The organism is Kitasatospora sp. NPDC032121, assembly GCF_055580145.1.
This window is the reverse complement of record NZ_JBVILX010000005.1, coordinates 177,202-199,856: the sequence shown is the minus strand read 5'-3', so window position 1 is coordinate 199,856 and position 22,655 is coordinate 177,202. Positions and strand designations below refer to the sequence as shown.

Sequence of the window (22,655 nt, the reverse complement as noted above, 5' to 3'; positions counted from 1 at the left end):
AAGCGCGCGGGAAGTCGGCCGGCCCGACTTCCCGCGCACCCGTGTGTCCGGACCCGGGGCGAGGGGGTCAATCAGCGCCGAACTCGCCGGACTTGACGCCGGTGATGAAGGACTGCCAGGCGTCCGGGCTGAAGGCGAGCTGGGGGCCGTCGGGGTCCTTGCTGTCGCGGACCGGAAGGATCCCAGGAGTGCCCGGGGCGACCTCGATGCAGTTGCCACCGCCGCTGCTGTATGAGGACTTCAGCCAGGATCCGGGCTTGGCAGCCGCGATGGGGGACATGGCGTGGAACTCCTTGGGAGTTGAGCGCATTGAGCTCAGGCGGGGCCGAACTCGCCGGACTTGACGCCGGTGATGAAGGACTGCCAGGCGTCGTGGCCGAAGGCGAGCTGCGGGCCGTCGGGGTCCTTGCTGTCGCGGACGGGGAGGATGCCGGGGTGGCCGGGGGCGACCTCGATGCACTGGCCGCCGCCGGTGCTGTACGAGGACTTCAGCCAGGAGTTGGGCTTGACCGTCGCGATGGGGATCATGGCGTTGAACTCCTTGGGAGTTGAGCGCATCGAGCTCAGGCGGGGCCGAACTCGCCGGACTTGACGCCGGTGATGAAGGACTGCCAGGCGTCGAGGCCGAAGGCGAGCTGCGGGCCGTCGGGGTCCTTGCTGTCGCGGACCGGAAGGATCCCAGGAGTGCCCGGGGCGACCTCGATGCAATTGCCACCGCCGTTGCTGTAGGAGGACTTCAGCCAGGAGTTGGGCTTGGCGGCCGCGATGGGGAACATGGTGTGGAGCTCCTTGAGACGCGTGCGGATGAGAGCCAGCGAATCCGCACATGAGAGGGCTTGGGCCTGGAGCCAATCGTAAGTCCTCGCGAGGGAGCGGATGTTTTCCTGGTCTTCGCGCTCCACGTAGCCCCGTTGGATGGTTTCGAGGTAGGCCATCCATGTGCCGGTCGGGGAGGCCAGGAGCATGAACGGCCAGGTCGTCGGAAGGTTTTCGCCGAGGCTGGACGGCGCGATCTGCAGCATGACGTGGGGAAGGCCGGCCACGCTCTCCAGTCGGCGAAGCTGTTCGGCCATGACGGCGGGACCGCCGATGGGCCGGAGGCAGCTTTCCTCCATGACGATGCGGACCGAGGGGGCCGGTTCCCGGTAGAGCAGGGCTTGCCGGGCCATGCGGACATTCAGGCGTTCGCTGACCTTGTCCTGGGGGATCTCATCTCGTTGGGCTGCGGCATTGATGAGCGCGGAGGCGTAGGCCCGCGTCTGAAGCAGTCCGGGGATGACGTTCATCTCGTAGATCTTGAAGGCGGTGGCCTTGCGCTCGTGCTCGATGTAGGCGACGAATCCGCCGATCAAGGTGCTGCTCTTGGCGGTCCAGTACAGGAGTTCAAGCGCCTCGCAGGTGTCGAGCTCCTTGTCGCACCGCCGGACGAGGTTCAGCGGCGCGGGGCGGTCGCCATTCTCGATCATGGAGATGAGCGAGTCGCTGTAGTTGGTCCGCCGTCCGAGTTCGACCTGCGTCAGCCCCCTCGCCCTGCGGAACCGCCGGAGCTGGACGCCGATGGCCGCGTGCGCGGATGAGGTCGGGTCAACTTCTCGCTGAGACATGGAGATCACCCATTTCCACAGTGCCCGGTGTCAAAGTGAAGCTCTTCCCATGCTAACCCCGATTGGACACTCTTGGTGAGGGGGTAACAACAGAGAGAGACTAGTCGGTGGATATGACGAACAATCAATCCGAAAGCCTGATTCTGCGGCGGAACTTTCCGGCCTGCCGCTGCCCGCAGTGCGGCGACGCCATCCCCGAGGCGCGGATGAACCCCTCCGCCCTGACCCCGGCGGCGCCGCCCGCACGACGGGTGGCGCCGCCTCCCACTCCCTACCGGCCGTCGACCGTGGGCGAGCGGGTCTTCGACGTCCGCTCGGGCCGCTGGGCCGCCTTCATGGGGTGGCAGCACGGTCGTGCCTTCCTCCGGCCCCTCGGCGGTGGCGTGGAGTGGGACACCGAAGCCCGTTGGCTCGCCGACACCGAACAGTGAGATGGCCGATGAGCAGCATGATCGACAAGATCACGGAGGAGGACCGTCGCAGCGCGGCCGACATCCTCGACGACCTCCGGGCCGTCCTGAACGCCGCCTCCGTGAAACTCCCGTCCCTCGGGATCGACTGGCGTTCGGCCAAGGCCACCGGCGTCGTCCTGATCGACCTCGGGGCCGCCCGGCCGGACGTCATCGAGCGACTGGTCGTCGTCCTCCGCAGAGGTATGCGGCCGTAATCGCCGCGGGTGTCATCACCGTGGGAAGTCTCGTGATCGCGAGTTTCGCCACCCTCCTCATCCCCGAGGGCGTTTCCGCGTCGGCGAGTGTCATGGCGTACGCCCTCGTCTTCCTCGCATCCTCGACCGGCGGGTTCGCCTTCGCCGCCGGATGGATGAGGGCGCACACGTAGCAGCGCGGGGCTTCGAGTCGGACTCGAAGCCCCGCGTCATTTCCCCGTTCCTCAGGTGCCGTTGAGGGCGTAGCTGCGGAAGGTGGCCAGCAGCGGCAGCACCTCGGTCTTGCTGGGGTCCTCGGTGACAGCCCGCATCGCGTCGATCACCGTGTGGGCGATGATCTTCGTCACCGAGAGGTCGTCCGCGGGTGCCAGGGTTCCCCAGGCCTTCAGCGTCTGGGTCAGCAGGGCGCTCATCCTGGCGCCGATGTTGGAGCTGACGGCATCGGAGATCTCGGCGATCTCCTCGTCGCTCATGGTGGCGCGCAACCCGAAGGCGAGCGCCATCAGGGTGTCCATCGCATGCTCGCCGTACGCGGCGACCAGCGCCGGCAGCGGCCGTTCACCGGTGCCGCCCGCCGCCAGGGCGAACAGCGCCTCGTCGTCGTCCTTCCACGCCGCCTCGAGGGCGGCCAAGGCCCGCAGGGCCTCGTCTGCGGTGAGCCCGTCTGTCATGGAACGAACGGTATTGAGCCGTCCCGGCTTCCGACAGGTGCGGAAGCCGGGATCACCCCTTCGAGCGAAGCGGGGCCTGTTCGGGCCGGTGGACGTGGGCGAAGTGCTCCGCGTCCCAGACGCCGCCCAGCTCAGGGGCCAGCGAGGCGTGGGCGAGGGCGGCGAAGTCCGCCGAGCCGCCCGCCCGTTCCGGCAGTGCGCCGAGCAGCGGGGCGCCGGCGCAGCGGGGCAGGTCGGCCAGGTTGCAGCGCTCGGCGAGGCCCGGCTCGGCCGGCCAGGAGCCGACGAGCACACCCGCGAGCGGCAGGCGGCGGGCCGCCAGCGCCTCCGCGGTGAGGGAGACGATGTTGAGCGTGCCGAGCCCGGCCGAGGCGATCAGCAGGATCTCGGCCGGAAGCCCGGCGTCGAGCACGGCCCTGGCCTGGTCGGCGAGCGTGCGGCCTTCGTCGTCGTAGCGGACCAGCAGGCCGCCCGCGCCCTCCACCAGGACCAGGTCGTGCGCGCGGGCCAGTTCGGCGACCTCGGACACCACCTCGGCGGGGGAGAGGTACGCCATCCCGGCCCGCCGGGCGGCGGTGTCGGGCGCCAGCGGCTCGGGGTAGCGGACGAGCTCACGGATCGTCAGATCTCCCGCCATGCGCCGCACTTCGGCGGCGTCGCCCGGTTCGTCCGGTGAGACGCCGGTCTGCCCGGGCTTCAGCACCGCGACCCTCAGGCCCGCCCGCAGCGCCGCCGAGGCGACGGCCGCGGTCGCGACGGTCTTGCCGACGTCGGTGTTCGTCCCCGTCACGAACAGGATGCGCGCGCTCATCCGGCCACCGCCGCGGCGGTCACGGCGGCGGCGATCCGCGCCACGTCCTCGTCCTGCGTCACATAGGGGGGCATGGTGTAGATCAGGTCCCGGAACGGCCGCAGCCACACGCCCTCCCGCGCCGCCGCCTCGGTCGCCGCCGGAACGTCCACCGGGTGGTCCAACTGCACGACGCCGATGGCCCCCTGGACCCGTACGTCACGCACGCCGGGGACGTCCGCGGCCGCCGCGAGGCCCTCGGCCAGCCCCGTGCCGATCCGCTTCACCTCGACCGACCAGTCCTGCCCGAGCAGCAGGTCCAGCGAGGCGTTGGCGACCGCGCAGGCCAGCGGGTTGCCCATGAACGTCGGCCCGTGCGCGAGCACCGGCACCTCGCCGCGGCTGATCCCGTCCGCGACCTCGGCGGTGCACAGCGCCGCGGCCAGCGTCAGGTAGCCGCCGGTCAGCGCCTTGCCCAGGCACATCACGTCCGGCGAGACGCCCGCGTGGTCGGCCGCGAACAGCGCGCCGCTGCGCCCGAAGCCGGTGGCGATCTCGTCGAAGACCAGCAGCACCCCGTAGCGGTCGCACAGTTCGCGCAGCATCCGCAGGTAGGCCGGCGAGTGGAAGCGCATCCCGCCCGCGCCCTGGACCACCGGCTCGACGATGACGGCGGCCAGCTCGTCGGCGTGCCGGGCCATCAACTCCTCGAAGTGCTGCGCGTACTCCGGGTCGAGCGGGGCGTCGAACCCGGCCGGAGGCTCCGGGGCGAACAGCTGGCCGGGCAGCACCCCGCCCCACAGGTGGTGCATCCCGCCGTCCGGGTCGCACACCGACATCGGGTGGAAGGTGTCCCCGTGGTAGCCACCGCGCCAGGTGAGCAGCCGGCGCTTGGCCGGCCGCCCGGTGGACTGCCAGTACTGGAGGCACATCTTCATCGCGACCTCGACGGCGACCGAGCCCGAGTCGGCGAGGAAGACGTGCCGCAGCGGCTCCGGGGTGATCTCCACCAGCCGGGCGGCCAGCCGGACGGCGGGCTCGTGGGTGAGCCCGCCGAACATCACATGGCTCATCCGCCCCAGCTGTTCGCGCACCGCCTCGTCCAGCACCGGGTGCCGGTAGCCGTGGATCGCCGCCCACCAGGACGACATCCCGTCGACCAGCTCGCGCCGCCCGCCCGCGACCGGTTCGGCCATGCGCAGCCGCACCCCGGAGGCGGACTCGACCACGTACGGGGTGACGGTGCCGGGCATCGGCCCGTACGGGTGCCACACGTGGGCGCGGTCGAGGGCGAGCAGGTCGGACGCGGACGCGGCCGTGGACGGCTGGAGCATGGTGCGTTCTCCGGAGGGTCGGAACTGTCAGGCGTTGGGCGCGAGTTCGGTGCCGGCGCCGCGGCGGCGGACCTTCACGAGGTCGCTGCGGAGCCCGTCCTCGGTGCCGTTCCCGGTGCCGTTCTCGGTGCCGTTCCCGCTGTCGGGTACGGTGACGGCCTCCGGGGCGGGGGCGTCCGCGCCGTGGGCGTGCCCGCCGCACGGCCCGCAGCCGCCACCGCCGCTGCCGCAGGCCGAGGCTGCGGTGCCGCAGCCGCCGGCGGCCTGGGCGGCCTCGGCGACGTCCGCGCGGTGGCGCGGCAGGGTGGCCTCGCCGGCGCCCTCGACCTCGAAGCCGGCGTCCCTGATCATGTCGAGGTCGGCCTGCCCGGCCTGGCCCTCGCTGGTCAGGTAGTCGCCGAGGAAGATGGAGTTGGCGATGTGCAGGCCGAGCGGCTGCATCGAGCGCAGGTGCACCTCGCGCCCGCCCGCGATCCGCACCTCGGTGTCCGGGTTGACGAAGCGGACCATCGCCAGGATGCGCAGGCAGCGCTGCGGGGTGAGGTTCCACTCCTTGGCCAGCGGGGTGCCCTCGAAGGGGATCAGGAAGTTGACCGGGACGGAGTCCGAGCCGAGCTCGCGCAGTGCGAACACCACGTCGACCAGGTCCTCGTCGCTCTCGCCCATGCCGGCGATCAGGCCGGAGCAGGCGGACAGGCCCGCGCCGTGCGCCTTCTGCACGGTGTCCACCCGGTCCGCGTAGGTGTGGGTGGTGGCGATGTCGCCGTAGGTGCCCTCGGAGGTGTTGAGGTTGTGGTTGTAGGCGTCGGCGCCGGCCGCCTTGAGCCGCTCCGCCTGGTTGTCGGAGAGCAGGCCGAGGCAGACGCAGATCTCGACCGCGGGGTCGGCGTCCTTGATGGCGGCCATGGTGTCGGTGACCCGGTCGATGTCGCGGTCCGTCGGGCCGCGGCCGCTGGCGACCAGGCAGACCCGCTTGGCGCCGCCGGCCACCCCGGCGCGGGCGGCCTCGGCGGCCTGGTCCGGCTTGAGCCAGGTGTACTTGAGGATCTCGGCCTTGGACCCGAGCCGCTGCGAGCAGTACGAGCAGTCCTCGGGGCAGAGCCCGCTCTTCAGGTTCACCAGGTAGTTGAGCTTGACCCGGCGGCCGAACCAGCGGCGGCGCACCTTGCCGGCCGCGGCGACGACGTCGAGCAGCTCGTCGTCGGTGGTGGCGAGGACGGCCAGGGCCTCCTCGCGGGTCGGGACTTCGCCGCGCAGGCCCTTGGCGGTGAGGCTATCGAGAAGATCCATGGGGCCGATCCTGCCTGGTGGCGATCGAGCGGCGCCAGAGCAAACCTGCCAGAAGATCGGTGTGAGGATGTGCCGATTGCCACAGTGTCGAAGGTCACGGGCTCCGTTGCTGGTCGTGGGCTTGACGAGGTGCCGGGCCAGCGGTTACCGGCGAGTAGTCAGCGGGTGGCGGACGGGCGGTGACCGGGGTGGCGGCCAGGCCTCGGCCGGGGTGGCGGCCGTGCCGCGGCCGGGGTCGCGGACGGACGGTGACCGGGGGTGGCGACGGGTGGTGACCGCCGGCGGCCGGGCCGTGGACGGCTCCGGTGGACGATGATCCACAACCCCCGCCCCCGTGATCCACGCCACCCCGGGGATGCTTAGAATCTGCGCCATGACCACGCAGGGGGAGCGCACCCCGACTCCGGGAGAGGGCCGGGACGGCCGGGCAGAGCAGCGGGTCGGCGGGGCCGCCGGGGCCGCCGACGCCGAGGGGGGAACGGACCGCGGGCGGGGCCGTCGGATGACGGCCCGTCGGGCGGCCGGCTGGATCGTCGTGGTCGGGGTGGTCGCGGCCGGGGGATGGATCATCACCCGCCCGATGCCCGGCGACTACATACCCGGGCTCGGCCCGTCCACCAAGGACGCGGCCGCGACACCGCGGGTGGTGGGCGCCCCGCCGCCGCGCACCGACTCCGAGGCCCTCAACGTCGACACCCTCTTCCCCGCCCAGCGGCCCGTCGAGGTCGGCGCCTTCAAGGCGCGGCGCAACGGCGTCCGGCAGGGCGAGAACTGCGGCGAGGCGCTCCAGGACCGCACCCAGGACCCGCTGAAGGACACCGGCTGCCAGGGCTACCTGGCCGTCAGCTTCACCGGCCAGGACCACCCCGTGCTCAGCAGCGTCACCCTGCTGCGCTTCCCCGACCAGCCCTCCGCCGCCCGGGCCGCCGAAGCCCTGCGGGCCAAGCCCGGCGCGGTCGCGTTCATCCTCGCCGACGCCTCCACCGCCCCCACCCCGCCCCCCGGCGCCAAGCCGGGCGGCGAGCCGCGGATCGAGGCGGTCGGGCACTACGTGACGGTCACCAGCTCGCGGTCCGGCGACGGCCGCCCGGCGAGCGCCGCCCCGAGCGGCACCGGGGCGCCGGCCGCGCCGCTCCCGACGACCACCGGCACGGCGCCGAGCACCGAACAGAACCTGGACGAGGCCACCCGCGCGCTCTCCTACGCGGCGGGCTCGCCGTTCGCCTGGATGTGACGGCCGGCCGGCCGACGAAGTGGCCGACCGGTGTGACGCCCGGCCGAGGAAATGGCCGACCGAGGTGACGCCCGGCCGACCATGACGGAGCCCCCCGGAGCCGAGAGGACTCCGGGGGGCTCCGACGGTCCGTCGGCCGGTGCTCAGCCGCCGAGCCGGTCCACCGAGGTCACCCGGACCACCGCCCGGCCCTCCTCGTCCGAGCCGTACAGGTCGACCTCGGCGCTGATGCCCCAGTCGTGGTCGCCCTCCGGGTCGTCGAAGATCTGCCGGACCCGCCAGGCGGAGTCCTCCTCCTCGATGATCAGCATCTTCGGGCCGCGCGCGTTCGGGCCGGTGCCCAGGTCGTCGTACTCCTCCCAGTACCCGTCCATGGCGTCCGCCCAGCGGTCCGCGTCCCAGCCGTACTCGCCGTCCAGCTCGGCGAGCTCCTCGTAGTGCTCCAGCGCGCACAGCTCGACCCGGCGGAACATCTCGTTGCGCACCAGGACGCGGAAGGCGCGGGCGTTGGCGGTGACCGGCGCCGGCTTGTCGTCCAGCCGCACCTCGGCGGCCTGCGGCTCGGTCGGGTTGGCCAGCTGCTCCCACTCGTCCAGCAGGCTGGAGTCGACCTGGCGGACCAGCTCGCCGAGCCAGGCGATGACGTCCTTGAGGTCGTCGGTCTTCACGTCCTCGGGGACGGTCTGCTCCAGCGCCTTGAACGCGCCGGCCAGGTAGCGCAGCACGATGCCCTCGGTGCGGGCCAGCTCGTAGAAGCCGACGTAGTCCGAGAAGGTCATCGCCCGCTCGAACAGGTCGCGGACCACCGACTTCGGCTGCAGCTGGTGGTCGCCGATCCACGGGTGCGCCCGGCGGTACACCTCGTAGGCGTGGGTGAGCAGCTCCTCCAGCGGCTTCGGGTAGGTGATCTCCTGGAGCCGCTCCATCCGCTCCTCGTACTCGATGCCGTCCCGCTTCATCTCGCCGACGGCCTCGCCGCGCGCCTTGTTCTGCTGCGAGGCGAGGATCTGGCGCGGGTCGTCGAGGGTCGCCTCGACGACCGAGACGACGTCCATCGCGTACGAGGGGGAGGTCGGGTCGAGCAGCTCGAAGGCCGCCAGCGCGAAGGTGGACAGCGGCTGGTTGAGCGCGAAGTTCTCCTGGAGGTCCAGGGTGAGCCGGACGATCCGGCCCTCGGCGTCCGGCTCCGGCAGCCGCTCCACCACGCCGCCCTCCAGCAGCGAGCGGTAGATGGCGATCGCGGTGCGGATGTGCCGGCGCTGCGCGGCCTTGTCCTCGTGGTTGTCGGTCAGCAGCTTGCGCATCGCCTCGAAGGCGTTGCCCGGGCGGCCGATCACCGACAGCAGCATCGCGTGGCTCACCTTGAACCGGGAGACCAGCGGCTCCGGGTCGGCGGCGATCAGCTTGTCGAAGGTCTCCTCGGTCCAGCCGACGAAGCCCTCCGGCGCCTTCTTCCGCACCACCTTGCGCTTCTTCTTCGGGTCGTCCCCGGCCTTGGCGATCGCCTTGTCATTCTCGATCACGTGCTCCGGCGCCTGGGCGACGACCTGGCCGACGGTGTCGAAGCCGGCCCGGCCGGCCCGGCCGGCGATCTGGTGGAACTCACGGGCGCGCAGGATGCGCACCCGCTGCCCGTCGTACTTCGACAGCGCCGTGAACAGCACCGTGCGGATCGGCACATTGACGCCGACGCCGAGGGTGTCGGTGCCGCAGATGACCTTCAACAGGCCCGCCTGGGCGAGGCGTTCGACCAGCCGGCGGTACTTCGGCAGCATGCCCGCGTGGTGCACGCCGATGCCGTGGCGCACGAAACGGGACAGGTTGCGGCCGAACTTGGTGGTGAAGCGGAAGTTGCCGATCAGCTCGGCGATGGCCTCCTTCTCCGCCTTCGAGCACATGTTGATGCTCATCAGCGACTGGGCCCGCTCCACCGCCTCCTTCTGCGTGAAGTGCACGACGTAGACCGGAGCCTGGCCGGTCTGCAGCAGCTCCTCCAGGGTGTCGTGCATCGAGGTGCGGCGGTACTCGTAGAACAGCGGCACCGGGCGGGTCGCGTTGCGCACCACCGTGGTCGGCCGGCCGGTGCGGCGGGTCAGGTCCTCCTCGAAGCGGCGGACGTCGCCGAGCGTCGCGGACATCAGCAGGAACTGCGCCTGCGGGAGCTCCAGCAGCGGGATCTGCCAGGCCCAGCCGCGGTCCGGCTCGGCGTAGAAGTGGAACTCGTCCATGACCACCTGGCCGATGTCGGCCCGGGTGCCGTCGCGCAGCGCGATCTGGGCGAGCACCTCGGCGGTGCAGCAGATGATCGGTGCGGTCGGGTTCACGCTCGCGTCGCCGGTCATCATGCCGACCTGCTCGGTGCCGAACATCTTCACCAGGTCGAAGAACTTCTCCGAGACCAGCGCCTTGATCGGGGCGGTGTAGAAGGTCCGCTGCCCCTCCGCCAGCGCGGCGAAGTGCGCCCCCGCCGCCACCAGGCTCTTGCCCGACCCGGTCGGCGTCGCGAGGATCACGTTGTTCCCCGACACCAGCTCGATCAGCGCCTCCTCCTGCGCCGGGTACAGCGTGATCCCCCGCTCCTCCGCCCAGGCTGCGAACGTCTCGTACAGCGCGTCGGGGGTGGCGGGCTTCGGCATCAGATCAAGGAGGGTCACCCGGCTATCTTGCCTGCTCGCCGCCACCCCGGGCAAAGCCCGGAGCCGAGGGGAGCGGGCCGCCGGAGTGTGACGGGCACCCGTCCGCCCGGCCGCGGGGCGTTCGGGCGGCCCGGGAACCGATGCGGGGGGCGGTCACCAGGGCGCGGCGGGCGCCTGCGCGGCCAGCGGCGGGGCGTTCGTACAGCCCTGGGCGCGGACGAACTCCCTCGCGGTGCGCAGGGCGGCGTCGACCCGGATCTGGTGGACCCTGACGGCGGGGGTGTCCGAGGACGCCCAGTCCCCGCTGACGCCGATCATGCGGAACGGGAACACGGCCGGGCGTCCGTCCTTCTCCGGGTGGTCGCAGCGGAGCAGCAGCTGCACCGTGCCGTTGTGGAACAGCCACCCCTGGGCGCCGGGGCCGAAGTCCAGCGGCGCGGGCCGGATCGGCTCCCAGCCCGTCGACTCCGCCTCGGTCTTCACCCGCCGGAACTCCTCGTCGCGGGCGTCGATGCGGACGGCGGCGATCGTCGTCCCGTGCCAGCCGGCCTCGCAGGAGGGGTTGACGGCCAGGGCGTCCTGCTCCGCGAGCGGCGTCTTGCCCTGCCAGGCACCGACCTTGTGACCCTTGCCCGCCAGGGCGGCCAGATCCTCGTGGGTGAACGCGTTCCAGCAGGCGCTCTGCGGAACGTCCACCCCCTGCCACGGCTTGACGTACCACAGCCCGCCACCGACCCCGGCCACGAGCACCGCGGCGCCGACGGCGATCGGCAGGACAGGGCGACGGCGCGGGCGTTCAGCCATCGGCCTTCTCCTTCGGCAGCTCGGGGACGGCGGGGGCCGCGGCGGGCAGCTGCACCTGGTTGGTGCACCGGTACTCGGCGGCCGCGACCCGGGCGATCTTCAACGCGGCCCCGGCGTACGCCTGACGGGCCCCGGCCGGCGAGGCGCCCTCGATCGGGTCGCCACCGACGTCGACGCGGACGTACGGCGGGGCCTTGGTGTCGGGCTTGTCCGACGTCGGGACCTGGAAGTCGCAGCGTACGTAGAGCCGGACGCGGTGACTCTCGTCGCCGCTGGCCAGCCCCACCGCACCGGGGCCGAAGTCCAGGTCGGCGACGGGGCGGTGCTTCTCGACGTCCCGGGCACGGTCGGCGTCGACCCCGTCCCAGGCAGGGTAGACCTGGACGTCGAGGAGGAAGCCGCCGGAGCCGTCGTCCCCGTTCCAGACGACACGGCAGTCGTTACTGCGGATCCCCGGCTCGTCCGGCGCGGTCGGCGTCTGGATCCGGGCCCGCGGCACGGCCTCGTAGACCTTCCCGTACTTCCCGGCCAGCGGCTTCAGGTCGTCCTTCGACAGCGCCGACCAGCAGGCGCTCTGCGCGATCTCCAGGGACCGCCACGGCTGCCAGGCCCACAGCCCGCCCCCCACACCGGCGGCAACGGCGAGCCCGCCCGCCAGCCACGGCAGCACCCGGGGCCGTCGCCACCACGGCGGCGGAGCCGGAGGGTCGTCGGGCGAACGGGGGATGATGTGTGCGACGTCGACCATGGGTCGTCACTCCTTGGCGGCGGCCGCTGCCGCCTGTTGCTGTTGGAAGAGGCGATGGCCGGTGTTGCAGCCGGCGTCGAGGCTGGCCGAGCCCTGGCGGGCCAGCTCGCTCAGGTAGTTCGGGTCGAGTCCGGCGTCCTGGCCGGCGCTCTTGATGGCATCGACGACCGCCTGCTGGGAGCCGGTGACCGAGGTGGCCACCTTGGTTCCGGCGTCGTCCGCCGCCTGGTTGGTCGTGTCGACGTGGTAGCTGTTCGCCACGTTGGTCATGATCTCGTCGACCTGGTCGTTGATGAGTCCGCCGACCTTGGGAATCTTCTCGGCCGCGACGCCGCCGGTGTAGTCCCAGATGGTCTTGGCGATGTCCTTCTTCGCGTCGATCGCGTCGTTGACCTCCTGGTCGGAGATCGCGTGGTTGTGGAAGATCTCGTCCGACATGGCACTGGTGATCAGGCCGGTGACGATCCCGCCCGGCTTCGTCACGTTCTCGATCGACATGCCCAGGTCCTTGTGGAGCTCCGGGTGAGCCAGGACCTGCTGGATCTGGGCGGTCTGGTAGGCCTGCTGCGCGGTGGCGATGGAGGCGTACGCGTCGGTGTCCCGGCCGACGGCCAGCAGGAGCCGCTGGACGTCCTTCTGCGCGAACTCGGTGGCGACACCGGGGACGGGAGCCACGCCCGGAGTCGGCTCCTTCGCGCCTGGTCCCTCCAGGGAGTTCTCGATGTCCGCGATGTAGTTGGCGGTCATGTTGCCGACGCTGCCGTTGAGGTCGGAGAAGACCCCGCCGTGCAGCAGGCTCGGCCCGTCGCCGTTGCCGAAGCGGCTGACGACCTGCTGCATCACCGAGCTCATCTGCGGCGTGTGGGGCGGGTACTTGCCCTCGGTGTCGTCCCAGGCGCGGCCGGTGGCGGCGGCCTCCAGGGCGTGCCCGAGCGGCCCGACGTTGGCCGGGTCGGCCGGGCCGCCCTCGAGCGGGCGCAGCGGGTAGTTCATGTCGACGAGGACGGAGTTGTTCCCGGAGTCGGTGAACAGCTTGAAGTAGTTGTTCTGGCCGCCGGTGCTCTTGACGGTGCCGTCCGGGTTGTAGGTGGTGACCGGGTCGTTGAAGAACTTGGTGGCGGCTTCGGGGCTGTGGCCGAAGGCGTCCAGGATGCCGGACAGCGGGTTGAAGCCCTTGAGGTTGCCGTCCTTGTCCGGCTGGCCGATGAACTTGAACTCGTCGAACGGGTAGCCGCCGCTGCGGTAGGCGGGCACCTCCCAGCGGGTCGGGTTCTCCTGGGTGAGCTGGGTGACGTGCTGGGCGATCGGGTTCAGGAAGTGGTCGTCGTACTTCCCGTTCCGCAGCAGGTTGGACATGATCTGGTAGCCGTACGGGCTCTTCGCGGGATCGGCATCGGGCCGGAGCGGGATCTGCGTGGCGCCGGCCGCGCGGAACCGCTTCTCCCACTCGTCCGAGACGTGCACCGACTGCTTGGTGTCGGTCGCGGTGGCCAGGGTCAGGCCCAGGCCCTGCTGGATGCCCTTGATGGCCGCGCTGCGGGCCGGGCTGTTGGCGAAGTCGCCGCTCTGCGCCATCGCGCCGTACTTGGCCATGAACGTCGCCGGGTCCTGGTTGCCGTAGAAGGAGGTGGCGAACCGCGGGTCGTTCTTGTGGTGGTCCAGGATGTCCTGGAGGTGCTTGAGCTGGGCGTCGGAGGCCTGGGCGCCGAGGCCCAGGATGTAGGTGGCGGCCTTGGCCTCCTCCTCCGCGATGCCGCCGACGGGGTTGGCGTTGAACGCCGTGCCGTCGCTGCCGGTGTCGTCGCCAAGGGCCCTGGAGGCGTCCTGGTCGGCCTCGGTGGCGCGGTCGATCGCGTCGCCTATCGCCTTGGCGGCGGTCTCGGCCTTGGCCTTCCAGCTGTTGGCGTACTCGGGGTCCTTCTTGTCCGCCGGGTTGGTGGCCGGCGGCCAGTGCACGGCGCCCTGGTCGTCGACGGTGAGGCCCTCGTGGGTGGCGTTCTGGACGGCGGTGGTGAGGTCCTTCTTCGCCGCCGTGATCTCGGTGTGGGCGTCGCGGAGCGTCTTGGCCAGGGCCGAGGCCTCCTCGAAGGCCGCGTGGATCTGGTCGCGGGCCCAGGTGAGCTTGGCGTCGGCGAGGCCGGCGGCGTCGCCGTGCCAGCCGGACTGCTGGATGGTGCCGATGACCTCGTTCTGCATCCGCTGGGTGAGGTCCCACTTGCGGACGAGGTTCTCGAAGTCGCCCGCCGCGGAGGCGAGGCCGCCGAGGTCGACCTGCTGGAGCTGACTGAATGTCACCATGGTGGTGCGGTATCCCCCCGTTTGCGCCGGCGCTAGCTGCCGGTGCCCTGCGGCTTGTTGAAGTCGGCCTGGATGTCCGAGTCGGTCTTGCTGTAACTCTGGGCGGTGGTCTGCAGGTTGGTGCCGATGTCGCCGACGGTGGTCTGCAGTCCGCCGGACTGGCTGGTCCAGGTGCCCCAGGCGGCGGTGAGCGCGCCGCCGAGGTTCCAGCCCTTGAGGGAGCCGGCCGCCGCGTTGACGTGCTCGCCGGGCTGGTCGCACTCGGTCTTGACGGCGTCCCGCAGGGCGAGGGCGTTCTGCGCGGCCTGCTGGAGCACGCCGGCGTTCACGGCGATGGTCTTGCCGCCGCCCGCCGGGTTCAACGAGACCGGTGCGGAGTTGGCCCCGGCGAGGTCCGGGAACTGCTTCTTCGCCTCTTCGGTCAGATTGCCCTTGTCGTCAAAGAGCCACGGATTCATGCGACGCTCGAATTCGAGGTCGGTCATTGTTCTGCCCCCCGGATAAAGATCGGCATGGATCGTACTATTTTTGCGGCGAGAATTTCGGTGAATTGAATATTGACATCCCGTTAACACCTGGTGAATCACCACAAGGGCAACCCGCCCGCACTGTGCCGATCCGCACATTGCCCCGTACGCGGCGGCATGCCAGAGTGCCGGGCATGAACCATCCGCTCGCGGCCGAGCCGCGCCCCGCCGCCACCGGCCTCGCCCCCGCTCCCGCGCGCGTCTTCGACTGGCTCGACGAGACCGCCGTGATGCGCGCGGAGGCAGGGCTGAGGCGGACGCTGCGCAGCCGGGCGGCGGACGACGCGGTGCTGGACCTCGCCGGCAACGACTACCTGGGGCTGACCAGGCACCCGGTGGTCACCCGGGCCGCCGCGGACGCCGCGCTGCGCTGGGGCGGAGGTTCGACGGGCTCGCGGCTGGTGACGGGGACGACGGCCCTGCACACCGAACTCGAGGAGGAGCTGGCCGAGTTCTGCGGGGCGGAGGCCGCGCTGGTGTTCTCCTCCGGCTACACGGCCAACCTCGCGGCGCTGACGGCGCTCACCGACCCGGACACCCTGATCGTCTCCGACGCCTACAACCACGCCTCGCTGATCGACGGCTGCCGGCTCTCCCGCGCCGACGTCCACCGGGCCCCGCACAGCGCCCCGGAGGCCGTCGCCGAGGCGCTCGCCGGGCGGACGCAGCCGCGGGCGCTGGTGGTCACCGACTCGGTGTTCTCGGTGGACGGCGACGCAGCCCCGCTGCCCGGGCTGTCGGAAGCCGTCCGCGCGCACGGCGCCGCGCTGCTGGTGGACGACGCGCACGGGCTGGGCGTGCTCGGCCCCGGGGGCACCGGGGCGCTCGCGGCGGCCGGCCTCGCCGGGCAGCCGGACGTCGTGGCCACCGCCACCCTCTCCAAGTCGCTCGGCTCGCAGGGCGGCGTCGTCCTCGGCCCGCGCCGGGTGATCCGGCACCTCACCGAGACCGCCCGCACCTTCATCTTCGACACCGGTCTCGCCCCGGCCGCCGCCGGCGCCGCCCTCGCCGCCCTGCGGCTGCTGCGCGCCGAGCCGGCCCGCGCCGAGCGCGCCCGCGAGGTCGCCCGCACCCTGGCCCGGCAGCTCACCGCCGCCGGCCTGCACAGCTGCGAGCCCGAGGCCGCGGTCGTCTCCGTGCGCGCCCCGGGCCCGGAGGCCGCCGTCGCCTGGGCCGCCGACTGTCTGCGCGCGGGCCTCGCCGTCGGCTGCTTCCGCCCGCCGTCCGTCCCGGACGGCATCTCCCGGCTGCGGCTCACCGCCCGGGGAGACCTGACGGACGGCCAGATCGCGGAGGCCGTCCGCGTCGTCGCCGAGCTGGCCCCGCCCGGCGCGCGGGCCTGAGGCTCCGCAGCGAAGGGGACGGCTGCTACGTCTTCTTCGCCCGGCTCGGCTGGACCCGGGGCGGCTCGCCCTTCGCCTTGGGGTGGTCGGGCGGGTAGGGGAGTTCGCCGAGGCCCTCGTCGTGGAGCTGCTTCTCGTAGAGCTCCAGCAGGGGCTCCAGGCGGAACGCGTGCTGCTCCATCTCGGCGTTCGGATCGCCGAGTTCGGCGAAGCGGGCCGGGACGGTGCGCAGGTCGAAGTCCTCGGGGGCGGCGTCGTCGAGCTCCTCCCAGCGCAGCGGGGCGGAGGCGGTGGCGCGGGGGCGGGCGCGCAGCGAGTAGGCGGAGGCGATGGTGCGGTCGCGGGCCATCTGGTTGTAGTCGACGAAGATCCGCTCGCCGCGTTCCTCCTTCCACCAGGAGGTGGTGACCTTCCCGGGCATCCGCTGCTCCAGCACCCGGCCGAGCGCGATCACGGCGTGCCGTCCGTCGGTGAAGGTCCACTCGGGCGCGAGCGGCACGTAGACGTGCAGTCCGCGCCCGCCGGAGGACTTGGGCCAGCCGCGCAGCCCGTACTCCTCCAGCAGGGCGCGCAGTTCGTGGGCGGCGCGGACGGCGTCGTGGAAGTCGGTGCCGGGCTGCGGGTCGAGGTCGATCCGCAGCTCGTCCACGTGGCCGGTGTCGGAGCGGCGGACCGGCCAGGGGTGGAAGGTGAGGCAGCCCAGGTTGGCCGCCCACAGCACGGCGGCCGGCTCGGTGGGGCAGATCTCGTCGGCGGAGCGGCCGCTGGGGAACTCGATCCGGGCGGTGGGCAGCCACTCCGGCAGGCCCTTGGGTGCTCGCTTCTGGTAGAAGAACTCGCCGTCCACCCCGTCCGGGAAGCGCTGCAGGGTGGTCGGCCGGTCGCGCAGCCCGCGCAGCACTCCGTCGGCGACGGCCAGGTAGTACTGCGCGACGTCCAGCTTGGTGAAGCCGCGCTCGGGGTAGTACACCTTGTCCGGGTTCGACAGCCGGACGGTGCGCCCGGCGACTTCCAGTTCCACGGCTGAGCCCATGCCCCTCACGCTATGCGCGGTACGCCCGGCGCGCGCCCCGAGGCGAACCGGGCGAGGATCGGTCGCATGGACCTGCCCGTGATGCCACCGGTGGCGCCGATGCTCGCCAAGTCGGTGGCCGAGATCCCGCCCGGGATGCAGTACGAGGCCAAGTGGGACGGCTTCCGTTCGATCGTGTTCCGCGACGGCGACGAGGTGGAGCTCGGCAGCCGCACCGGCAAGCCGCTGACCAGGTACTTCCCCGAGCTGGTCGAGGCGTTCGGGCGGGAGCTGCCGCCGCGCTGCGTGCTGGACGGCGAGGTGGTGATCGCCCGGGAGGGGCGGCTGCGCTTCGAGGAACTGCTGGAGCGCATCCACCCCGCCGCGAGCCGGGTGAAGCTGCTCGCCGAGCGGACCCCGGCCTCCTTCGTCGCCTTCGACCTGCTCGCCCTCGGCGACGAGAGCCTGCTGGACGAGCCGCTGTCGGTACGCCGCCCGGCCCTGGAGGCCGCGCTCGCCGGCGCCGCCGACCCGGTGTTCACCGCCCCCGCCGCCACCGACCTCGACCTCGCCCGGACCTGGTTCGCCGAGTTCGAGGGCGCCGGGCTGGACGGGGTGGTCGCCAAGCCGCTGGACCAGCCGTACCGGCCGGGGGAGCGGACCATGTACAAGATCAAGCACGAGCGCACCGCCGACTGCGTGGTGGCCGGCTACCGCGAGCACAAGAGCGGCCCGGTGGTCGGCTCGCTGCTGCTCGGCATCTTCGACGACGACGGCAGGCTCCAGCACGTCGGCGTCTGCGCCGCCTTCTCGATGGCCCGCCGCCGCGAACTCGCTGAGGAGCTGGCCCCGTTGCGGATGGCGGACGTCTCCGGGCACCCCTGGGGCGCCTGGGCGGACGAGGCCGCGCACGCCGGGGGCCGGCTGCCGGGCGCCGTCAGCCGCTGGACCGGCGGCAAGGACCTCTCCTGGATCGCGCTGCGCCCCGAGCGGGTGGTCGAGGTCGCGTACGACCACATGGAGGGCACCCGGTTCCGGCACACCGCGCAGTTCCGCCGCTGGCGGCCGGACCGCACGCCGGAGAGCTGCACCTACGCGCAGTTGGAGGAGCCGGTCTCGTACGACCTCGGCAGGCTGCTGGGGATCTGACGCGCTGGGGATCCGCCGCGATGCCGACGTTTCGCCGACGTTCCGCCGACGCACTGTCGGCGGAACGTCGGCGAAACGCTTGGAACGTGCTTCAGGAGAGGTGCAGCGTGGCGGTGCCGGTGGGTGAGGCCGTGGGGGACGGGGTCGGCGTGGCCATCGGACTCGGCGACGGCGAGGCGGTGGGCGATTCCGTCGGCGAGGCCGTCGGCGACGTGGTCGGCGAGGTCGTCGGCGAGGGGGAGGCCGTCGGTGAGCCCGTCGGTGAGGGGGAGCCCGTCGGCGAGCCCGTGCCGGGCGCGGTGGGCAGCGTGTAGACGTTGTTCGGCGAGACGATCTGGGTGATCGCCCGGGCCACGAGCGTCGAGGGTTCCGAACCGTCGTGGGCGATGTCGGTGTTGAGCAGGACGACCAGGCCGGCCTTCGCCTCCGGCAGGTGGAGCACCACGGCCTCGTACCCGGGCAGCGAGCCGTTGTGGCCGATCCAGCCGTGGGTGGTGAACACCCCGAAGCCGTAGCCCAGGTCGGGGGTGTCTCCGGCGGACTTGAACTTCAGCCGCTCCGCCTGGGTGGCGGGTTTGAGCAGCGGCTCGCCGGTGGCCAGCACCTTCGACCAGGTCTGCAGGTCCCCGAGGTCGGAGATGGCGGCGCCGGCCGCCCAACCCCAGGACGGGTTCCAGGTGGTGGAGTCCTCGACGGTGCCGCTGGCCGTCTGGTTGGTGTAGCCGTGGGCGTGCGGGGCGGGGAAGGCCGCGTCAGTCGGCAGGCTGGTCTTGGTGAGCCCGGCCGGGGCGAACACCTGCTGGTCCAGGAAGTCCTGGAGCGGCTGCCCGCCGACCTTCTCGACCACCAGGCCGAGCAGGATCAGGTTGGTGTTGGAGTACTCGAACTTGGCGTCCGGCGCGAAGTTCGCCGGGTGCTTGAACGCGAACCCGAGCAACTGGTCCGGGCTGAAGGGCCGGTTCGGGTCGTTGAAGACCGCATTCTGGAAGTCGGAGTCCAGGGTGTAGTTGAACAGGCCGCTGCGCATCTCGCCGAGCTGACGCAGGGTGATGCCGTCGCCGCCGGGCACGTTCGGGACGTACTTGGAGATCGAGTCGTCCAGGCCGAGCTTGCCCTGGTCGACGAGCCGCAGGATGCCGGTGGTCGTGAAGGTCTTGGTCACACTGCCGATCCGCATGTACAGGTCGGGCGACATCGGGGTCCCGGCGTCCTTGTCGGCGACGCCGAAGGTGCGCTGGTAGCTGCCGTCGGGGGTGGTGTAGCCGACGATCACCCCGGGGATGGCGGCCTCGCTCATCGCCTGCTTGATCGCGGTGTCCAGTCGGCTCATGACGTCCGGGGTGAGCGCCACCACTCCGCCGGTGGGGCTGTCGGTCGGCGTGGCGGCCGGGCTGAGCGCGGCCGGCTCGGCGGTGACCGCCGGACCGGACTGCGCGGGCGACGAGTCCCCGGAGCAGGCGGAGACGGCGAGCAGGCCGCTCAGCGCGAGGGCGGCGGAGGCCGCCCGTACGGACCTGGGCACGGCCGGACGCGGAGAGCGGGGTACCCGTACGGAGCGGGGAACGGCCGGTCGGGGCCGTCGGGTGTCGGTCATCGGCGCAGGCGCCTCTCTGGGGCGGGCGGCCCCTTGGCGACGAAGGGCCCCGGAGCGCGGCTCGGCCGGGCCGGAGCACTGCTCCACGGGGCCGCGGGGGAGCGTCGCCACCGTAAGCCCCGCCGCCGTCCGGCCGCGCGCGGGTCCGTGCCCGGCTGGACCGAACGGGAGCAGCGTCAGCCGAGTGCGCCGCCCGGCTGGCGGTCCGCCGTCACCCACCCCGGGGCCGTGGTCGGCCCCCGCCGGAGCAACGCCCGCCGCCTCCGAGTTCGGCCGGACGGGTGAGCACCGGCACGCCGCACCGGCCTGCGAGCGCGGCTCGGGCACGATCGTTCAGCCCAGCTGTGGCCGCCCTTAAGAATTCCTCGATGGACCGCGCCCCCTCCGACCAGGCAGATTGCTGCCTGCCCGGAGCGCGCCCCGTCAGGAGCGGCCGAACCGGGCCCCCTCGGCCTGCCCCCGCACCCGCAGGCCGTTCCACCCGCACGTCAGGAGCCGCCGTGAAGGCACTCGTCAAGCAGCAGGCCGAGCCCGGGCTCTGGCTGATGGACGTCCCCATGCCCGAGATCGGCCCCGGCGAGGTGCTGATCAAGGTGCTGCGGACCGGTATCTGCGGCACCGACCTGCACATCCGCAAGTGGGACGGCTGGGCCCAGCAGACCATCAGGACCCCGCTGGTGCTGGGCCACGAGTTCGTCGGCGAGGTCGCCGAGATCGGCGCCGGCGTCGCGGACATCGCGGTCGGCGACCTGGTCAGCGGCGAGGGCCACCTGGTCTGCGGCAAGTGCCGCAACTGCCTGGCCGGCCGCCGCCACCTGTGCCGCAACACCGTCGGCCTGGGCGTCAACCGCGACGGCGCCTTCGCCGAGTACGTGGCCCTGCCCGCCTCCAACGTCTGGGTGCACCGGGTGCCGGTCGACCTGGACGTGGCCGCGATCTTCGACCCGTTCGGCAACGCCGTGCACACCGCGCTGTCCTTCCCGCTGGTCGGCGAGGACGTGCTGGTCACGGGCGCCGGCCCGATCGGCATCATGGCCGCCGCCGTCGCCAAGCACGCCGGTGCCCGCAATGTGATGATCACCGACGTCTCCTCGTACCGCCTCGACCTCGCCCGCGAGGTCGGCGTGACGCTGGCGCTGGACGTCTCCCAGCACACCATCGAGGAGGGCCAGCAGAAGCTCGGCCTGCGCGAGGGCTTCGACGTCGGCCTGGAGATGTCCGGCCGCCCCGAGGCGATGCAGTCGATGATCGCCAACATGACCCACGGCGGGAAGATCGCCATGCTCGGCCTGCCCGCCGAGCAGTTCCCGGTGGACTGGGCCTCGATCGTCACCTCGATGATCACCATCAAGGGCATCTACGGCCGCGAGATGTTCGAGACCTGGTACGCGATGTCCGTGCTGCTGGAGGGTGGTCTGGACCTCAGCCCGGTGATCACCGGCCGCTACGCCGCCACCGACTTCGAGGCCGCCTTCGACGACGCCGCTGGCGGCAACTGCGGCAAGATCATCCTCGACTGGACCGCCTGAGCCACCCCGCCGACGCAAAAGGAGCCTGCTGTGTTCGACAACGTGCGCGCCGACATCGCCACGACCCTCGACGAGATCCGCGAGGCCGGCCTGTTCAAGCCCGAGCGGGTGATCGGCTCCCCGCAGAGCGCCGCGGTCACCGTGACCGCCGGCGGCCGCCCGGGCGAGGTGCTGAACTTCTGCGCCAACAACTACCTGGGCCTCGCCGACCACCCCGAGGTGCTCGCCGCCGCCAAGGACGCCCTGGACCGCTGGGGCTACGGGATGGCCTCGGTCCGCTTCATCTGCGGCACCCAGGACGTCCACAAGGAGCTGGAGGACCGCCTCTCGGCCTTCCTCGGCCAGGAGGACACGATCCTCTACTCCTCCTGCTTCGACGCCAACGGCGGTGTCTTCGAGACCCTGCTGGACGACCGCGACGCCGTCATCTCCGACGCGCTGAACCACGCCAGCATCATCGACGGCATCCGGCTCAGCAAGGCCCGCCGCCACCGCTACGCCAACCGTGACCTCGCCGACCTGGAGAAGCAGCTCCAGGACACCCAGGACGCCCGCCGCCGCCTGATCGTCACCGACGGCGTGTTCTCCATGGACGGCTACGTCGCCCCGCTGCGCGAGATCTGCGACCTGGCCGACCGCTACGACGCCATGGTCATGGTGGACGACTCGCACGCCGTCGGCTTCGTCGGCGCGGGCGGCCGCGGCACCCCCGAACTGCACGGCGTGATGGACCGCGTGGACATCATCACCGGCACCCTCGGCAAGGCGCTCGGCGGCGCCTCCGGCGGCTACGTCGCCGCCCGGCGGGAGATCGTCGCCCTGCTGCGCCAGCGCTCCCGCCCGTACCTGTTCTCCAACTCGCTGGCCCCGGTGATCGCGGCCGCCTCGCTCAAGGTGCTCGACCTGGTCGAGAAGTCCAACGAGCTGCGCGAGCGGCTGGCGGCCAACACCGCGCTGTTCCGGACGAAGATGACCGAGGCCGGGTTCGAGATCCTGCCCGGCGACCACCCGATCGCCCCGGTGATGATCGGCGACGCGGCCAAGGCCGGCCGGCTCGCCGAACTGCTGCTGGAGCGCGGCGTGTACGTGATCGGCTTCTCCTACCCGGTGGTGCCGCACGGCCAGGCGCGGATCCGGGTGCAGCTGTCCGCGGCGCACTCCACCGAGGACGTCGAGCGCGCCGTCGCGGCCTTCGTGGACGCGCGCGCCGCGCTGGGGGAGTAGCCCCGCCCCAGGCTGCCCGCGGGCCGGACCGCTCGGAACCGGACCGGCCCGCGGGCTCACAACTGCCGTGGGGGGGGGGGGGGGGGGGGGGGCTTCCCCCCCCCCCCCCCCACCCACCCACCCCCCCCCACCCTTGTGGGGTGGGGGTGCAGGGTGGGCGGAAGCCTGGAATCCGCCGGTGTTTGTGTCTGGATGGGGAGG

Annotated in this window: 21 protein-coding genes; 7 read left to right on the top strand and 14 right to left on the bottom strand. The window is 72.1% G+C overall.

What is annotated here, in order from left to right; genetic code table 11:
• Positions 1-67: 67 nt before the first annotated feature.
• The 3 genes from ACZ5OX_RS16995 to ACZ5OX_RS16985 are packed head-to-tail and all read right to left on the bottom strand — an operon-like array spanning position 68 to position 1,604.
• Positions 68-280, bottom strand: coding sequence for a DUF397 domain-containing protein (locus ACZ5OX_RS16995; RefSeq protein WP_465630576.1), 213 nt, complete (start codon positions 278-280; stop codon positions 68-70).
• Between the two features lie 35 nt (positions 281-315).
• Positions 316-528 (bottom strand): DUF397 domain-containing protein, encoded by a 213-nt coding sequence (locus ACZ5OX_RS16990; protein ID WP_465630574.1) that lies wholly within the window; start codon positions 526-528, stop codon positions 316-318.
• A 35-nt stretch (positions 529-563) separates the two neighbouring features.
• On the bottom strand, positions 564-1,604 hold the full coding sequence (locus tag ACZ5OX_RS16985; RefSeq protein ID WP_465630572.1) for a helix-turn-helix domain-containing protein: 1,041 nt from the start codon (positions 1,602-1,604) through the stop codon (positions 564-566).
• A 107-nt stretch (positions 1,605-1,711) separates the two neighbouring features.
• On the opposite strand from ACZ5OX_RS16985, the gene ACZ5OX_RS16980 reads away from it, so the two are divergent.
• Both ACZ5OX_RS16980 and ACZ5OX_RS16975 read left to right on the top strand, forming a co-directional pair.
• Positions 1,712-2,035 (top strand): hypothetical protein, encoded by a 324-nt coding sequence (locus ACZ5OX_RS16980; protein ID WP_465630570.1) that lies wholly within the window; start codon positions 1,712-1,714, stop codon positions 2,033-2,035.
• 8 nt (positions 2,036-2,043) lie between these two features.
• The gene (locus tag ACZ5OX_RS16975; RefSeq protein ID WP_465630568.1) at positions 2,044-2,271 is read left to right on the top strand and encodes a hypothetical protein; all 228 of its coding nucleotides are present in this window, start codon (positions 2,044-2,046) and stop codon (positions 2,269-2,271) included.
• Between the two features lie 224 nt (positions 2,272-2,495).
• Here the strand turns inward: ACZ5OX_RS16975 and ACZ5OX_RS16970 are convergent, their stop codons facing one another.
• From ACZ5OX_RS16970 to bioB, 4 genes are read right to left on the bottom strand one after another with little or no spacing between them, the layout of a single operon-like run.
• Positions 2,496-2,942 carry a hypothetical protein gene (locus ACZ5OX_RS16970; protein ID WP_392871154.1) on the bottom strand — a complete coding sequence of 149 codons (447 nt, stop codon included), beginning with the start codon at positions 2,940-2,942 and terminating at the stop codon, positions 2,496-2,498.
• Between the two features lie 52 nt (positions 2,943-2,994).
• Entirely contained in the window at positions 2,995-3,753 is a 759-nt protein-coding gene (bioD, locus tag ACZ5OX_RS16965) for a dethiobiotin synthase (RefSeq protein WP_465630565.1), read from the bottom strand.
• Positions 3,750-5,066: an adenosylmethionine--8-amino-7-oxononanoate transaminase gene (locus ACZ5OX_RS16960; RefSeq protein ID WP_465630563.1), complete on the bottom strand. Its 1,317-nt coding sequence runs from the start codon at positions 5,064-5,066 to the stop codon at positions 3,750-3,752. The genes bioD and ACZ5OX_RS16960 overlap by 4 nt, the downstream gene beginning before the upstream one ends.
• 27 nt (positions 5,067-5,093) lie before the next feature.
• A complete protein-coding gene (gene bioB / locus ACZ5OX_RS16955) occupies positions 5,094-6,356 on the bottom strand; it encodes a biotin synthase BioB (protein ID WP_465630561.1) in 1,263 nt (420 codons plus the stop codon).
• Positions 6,357-6,729: 373 nt separating this feature from the next.
• Here bioB and ACZ5OX_RS16950 point away from each other — a divergent pair, with 373 nt between their 5' ends.
• Complete coding sequence (locus ACZ5OX_RS16950) at positions 6,730-7,590, top strand: hypothetical protein (protein WP_465630560.1); 861 nt, start codon at positions 6,730-6,732, stop codon at positions 7,588-7,590.
• A 143-nt stretch (positions 7,591-7,733) separates the two neighbouring features.
• Here the strand turns inward: ACZ5OX_RS16950 and ACZ5OX_RS16945 are convergent, their stop codons facing one another.
• From ACZ5OX_RS16945 to ACZ5OX_RS16925, 5 genes are all read right to left on the bottom strand, one after another.
• The gene (locus ACZ5OX_RS16945) at positions 7,734-10,226 is read right to left on the bottom strand and encodes a DEAD/DEAH box helicase (protein ID WP_465630884.1); all 2,493 of its coding nucleotides are present in this window, start codon (positions 10,224-10,226) and stop codon (positions 7,734-7,736) included.
• A 153-nt stretch (positions 10,227-10,379) separates the two neighbouring features.
• Positions 10,380-11,030 carry a hypothetical protein gene (locus tag ACZ5OX_RS16940; protein ID WP_465630558.1) on the bottom strand — a complete coding sequence of 217 codons (651 nt, stop codon included), beginning with the start codon at positions 11,028-11,030 and terminating at the stop codon, positions 10,380-10,382.
• Complete coding sequence (locus ACZ5OX_RS16935) at positions 11,023-11,778, bottom strand: hypothetical protein (RefSeq protein ID WP_465630557.1); 756 nt, start codon at positions 11,776-11,778, stop codon at positions 11,023-11,025. Before ACZ5OX_RS16935 ends, ACZ5OX_RS16940 begins: the two co-directional genes overlap by 8 nt.
• Before the next feature lie 6 nt (positions 11,779-11,784).
• Positions 11,785-14,076 carry a hypothetical protein gene (locus ACZ5OX_RS16930; protein ID WP_465630555.1) on the bottom strand — a complete coding sequence of 764 codons (2,292 nt, stop codon included), beginning with the start codon at positions 14,074-14,076 and terminating at the stop codon, positions 11,785-11,787.
• A gap of 32 nt (positions 14,077-14,108) precedes the next feature.
• Complete coding sequence (locus tag ACZ5OX_RS16925; RefSeq protein ID WP_465630553.1) at positions 14,109-14,561, bottom strand: WXG100 family type VII secretion target; 453 nt, start codon at positions 14,559-14,561, stop codon at positions 14,109-14,111.
• A 176-nt stretch (positions 14,562-14,737) separates the two neighbouring features.
• On the opposite strand from ACZ5OX_RS16925, the gene ACZ5OX_RS16920 reads away from it, so the two are divergent.
• Entirely contained in the window at positions 14,738-15,946 is a 1,209-nt protein-coding gene (locus ACZ5OX_RS16920) for an 8-amino-7-oxononanoate synthase (protein WP_465630551.1), read from the top strand.
• Between the two features lie 25 nt (positions 15,947-15,971).
• On the opposite strand, the gene ligD is transcribed toward ACZ5OX_RS16920, so the two are convergent.
• Positions 15,972-16,979, bottom strand: a complete 1,008-nt coding sequence (gene ligD, locus ACZ5OX_RS16915; protein WP_465630549.1) for a non-homologous end-joining DNA ligase — start codon at positions 16,977-16,979, stop codon at positions 15,972-15,974.
• Positions 16,980-17,045: 66 nt separating this feature from the next.
• Here ligD and ACZ5OX_RS16910 point away from each other — a divergent pair, with 66 nt between their 5' ends.
• Positions 17,046-18,107 carry an ATP-dependent DNA ligase gene (locus ACZ5OX_RS16910; protein ID WP_465630548.1) on the top strand — a complete coding sequence of 354 codons (1,062 nt, stop codon included), beginning with the start codon at positions 17,046-17,048 and terminating at the stop codon, positions 18,105-18,107.
• Between the two features lie 91 nt (positions 18,108-18,198).
• Here the strand turns inward: ACZ5OX_RS16910 and ACZ5OX_RS16905 are convergent, their stop codons facing one another.
• Positions 18,199-19,629, bottom strand: coding sequence for a serine hydrolase domain-containing protein (locus ACZ5OX_RS16905; protein ID WP_465630547.1), 1,431 nt, complete (start codon positions 19,627-19,629; stop codon positions 18,199-18,201).
• Between the two features lie 572 nt (positions 19,630-20,201).
• Here ACZ5OX_RS16905 and tdh point away from each other — a divergent pair.
• Both tdh and ACZ5OX_RS16895 read left to right on the top strand, forming a co-directional pair.
• On the top strand, positions 20,202-21,230 hold the full coding sequence (gene tdh, locus ACZ5OX_RS16900) for an L-threonine 3-dehydrogenase (RefSeq protein ID WP_465630545.1): 1,029 nt from the start codon (positions 20,202-20,204) through the stop codon (positions 21,228-21,230).
• 30 nt (positions 21,231-21,260) lie between these two features.
• Entirely contained in the window at positions 21,261-22,454 is a 1,194-nt protein-coding gene (locus tag ACZ5OX_RS16895) for a glycine C-acetyltransferase (protein ID WP_380704996.1), read from the top strand.
• Positions 22,455-22,655: the final 201 nt, after the last annotated feature.

Excerpts from the sequence above, each read along its gene's own strand:
- ligD (WP_465630549.1), bottom strand. The coding sequence starts at position 16,979 with ATGGGCTCAGCCGTGGAACTGGAAGTCGCCGGGCGCACCGTCCGGCTG.
- ACZ5OX_RS16990 (WP_465630574.1), bottom strand. The coding sequence starts at position 528 with ATGATCCCCATCGCGACGGTCAAGCCCAACTCCTGGCTGAAGTCCTCG.
- ACZ5OX_RS16970 (WP_392871154.1), bottom strand. The coding sequence starts at position 2,942 with ATGACAGACGGGCTCACCGCAGACGAGGCCCTGCGGGCCTTGGCCGCC.
- bioB (WP_465630561.1), bottom strand. The coding sequence starts at position 6,356 with ATGGATCTTCTCGATAGCCTCACCGCCAAGGGCCTGCGCGGCGAAGTC.
- ACZ5OX_RS16985 (WP_465630572.1), bottom strand. The coding sequence starts at position 1,604 with ATGTCTCAGCGAGAAGTTGACCCGACCTCATCCGCGCACGCGGCCATC.
- ACZ5OX_RS16945 (WP_465630884.1), bottom strand. The coding sequence starts at position 10,226 with ATGCCGAAGCCCGCCACCCCCGACGCGCTGTACGAGACGTTCGCAGCC.
- ACZ5OX_RS16920 (WP_465630551.1), top strand. The coding sequence starts at position 14,738 with ATGAACCATCCGCTCGCGGCCGAGCCGCGCCCCGCCGCCACCGGCCTC.
- ACZ5OX_RS16930 (WP_465630555.1), bottom strand. The coding sequence starts at position 14,076 with ATGGTGACATTCAGTCAGCTCCAGCAGGTCGACCTCGGCGGCCTCGCC.
- bioD (WP_465630565.1), bottom strand. The coding sequence starts at position 3,753 with ATGAGCGCGCGCATCCTGTTCGTGACGGGGACGAACACCGACGTCGGC.
- ACZ5OX_RS16925 (WP_465630553.1), bottom strand. The coding sequence starts at position 14,561 with ATGACCGACCTCGAATTCGAGCGTCGCATGAATCCGTGGCTCTTTGAC.
- ACZ5OX_RS16940 (WP_465630558.1), bottom strand. The coding sequence starts at position 11,030 with ATGGCTGAACGCCCGCGCCGTCGCCCTGTCCTGCCGATCGCCGTCGGC.
- ACZ5OX_RS16960 (WP_465630563.1), bottom strand. The coding sequence starts at position 5,066 with ATGCTCCAGCCGTCCACGGCCGCGTCCGCGTCCGACCTGCTCGCCCTC.
- ACZ5OX_RS16975 (WP_465630568.1), top strand. The coding sequence starts at position 2,044 with ATGAGCAGCATGATCGACAAGATCACGGAGGAGGACCGTCGCAGCGCG.
- ACZ5OX_RS16950 (WP_465630560.1), top strand. The coding sequence starts at position 6,730 with ATGACCACGCAGGGGGAGCGCACCCCGACTCCGGGAGAGGGCCGGGAC.
- ACZ5OX_RS16935 (WP_465630557.1), bottom strand. The coding sequence starts at position 11,778 with ATGGTCGACGTCGCACACATCATCCCCCGTTCGCCCGACGACCCTCCG.
- ACZ5OX_RS16910 (WP_465630548.1), top strand. The coding sequence starts at position 17,046 with ATGGACCTGCCCGTGATGCCACCGGTGGCGCCGATGCTCGCCAAGTCG.
- ACZ5OX_RS16995 (WP_465630576.1), bottom strand. The coding sequence starts at position 280 with ATGTCCCCCATCGCGGCTGCCAAGCCCGGATCCTGGCTGAAGTCCTCA.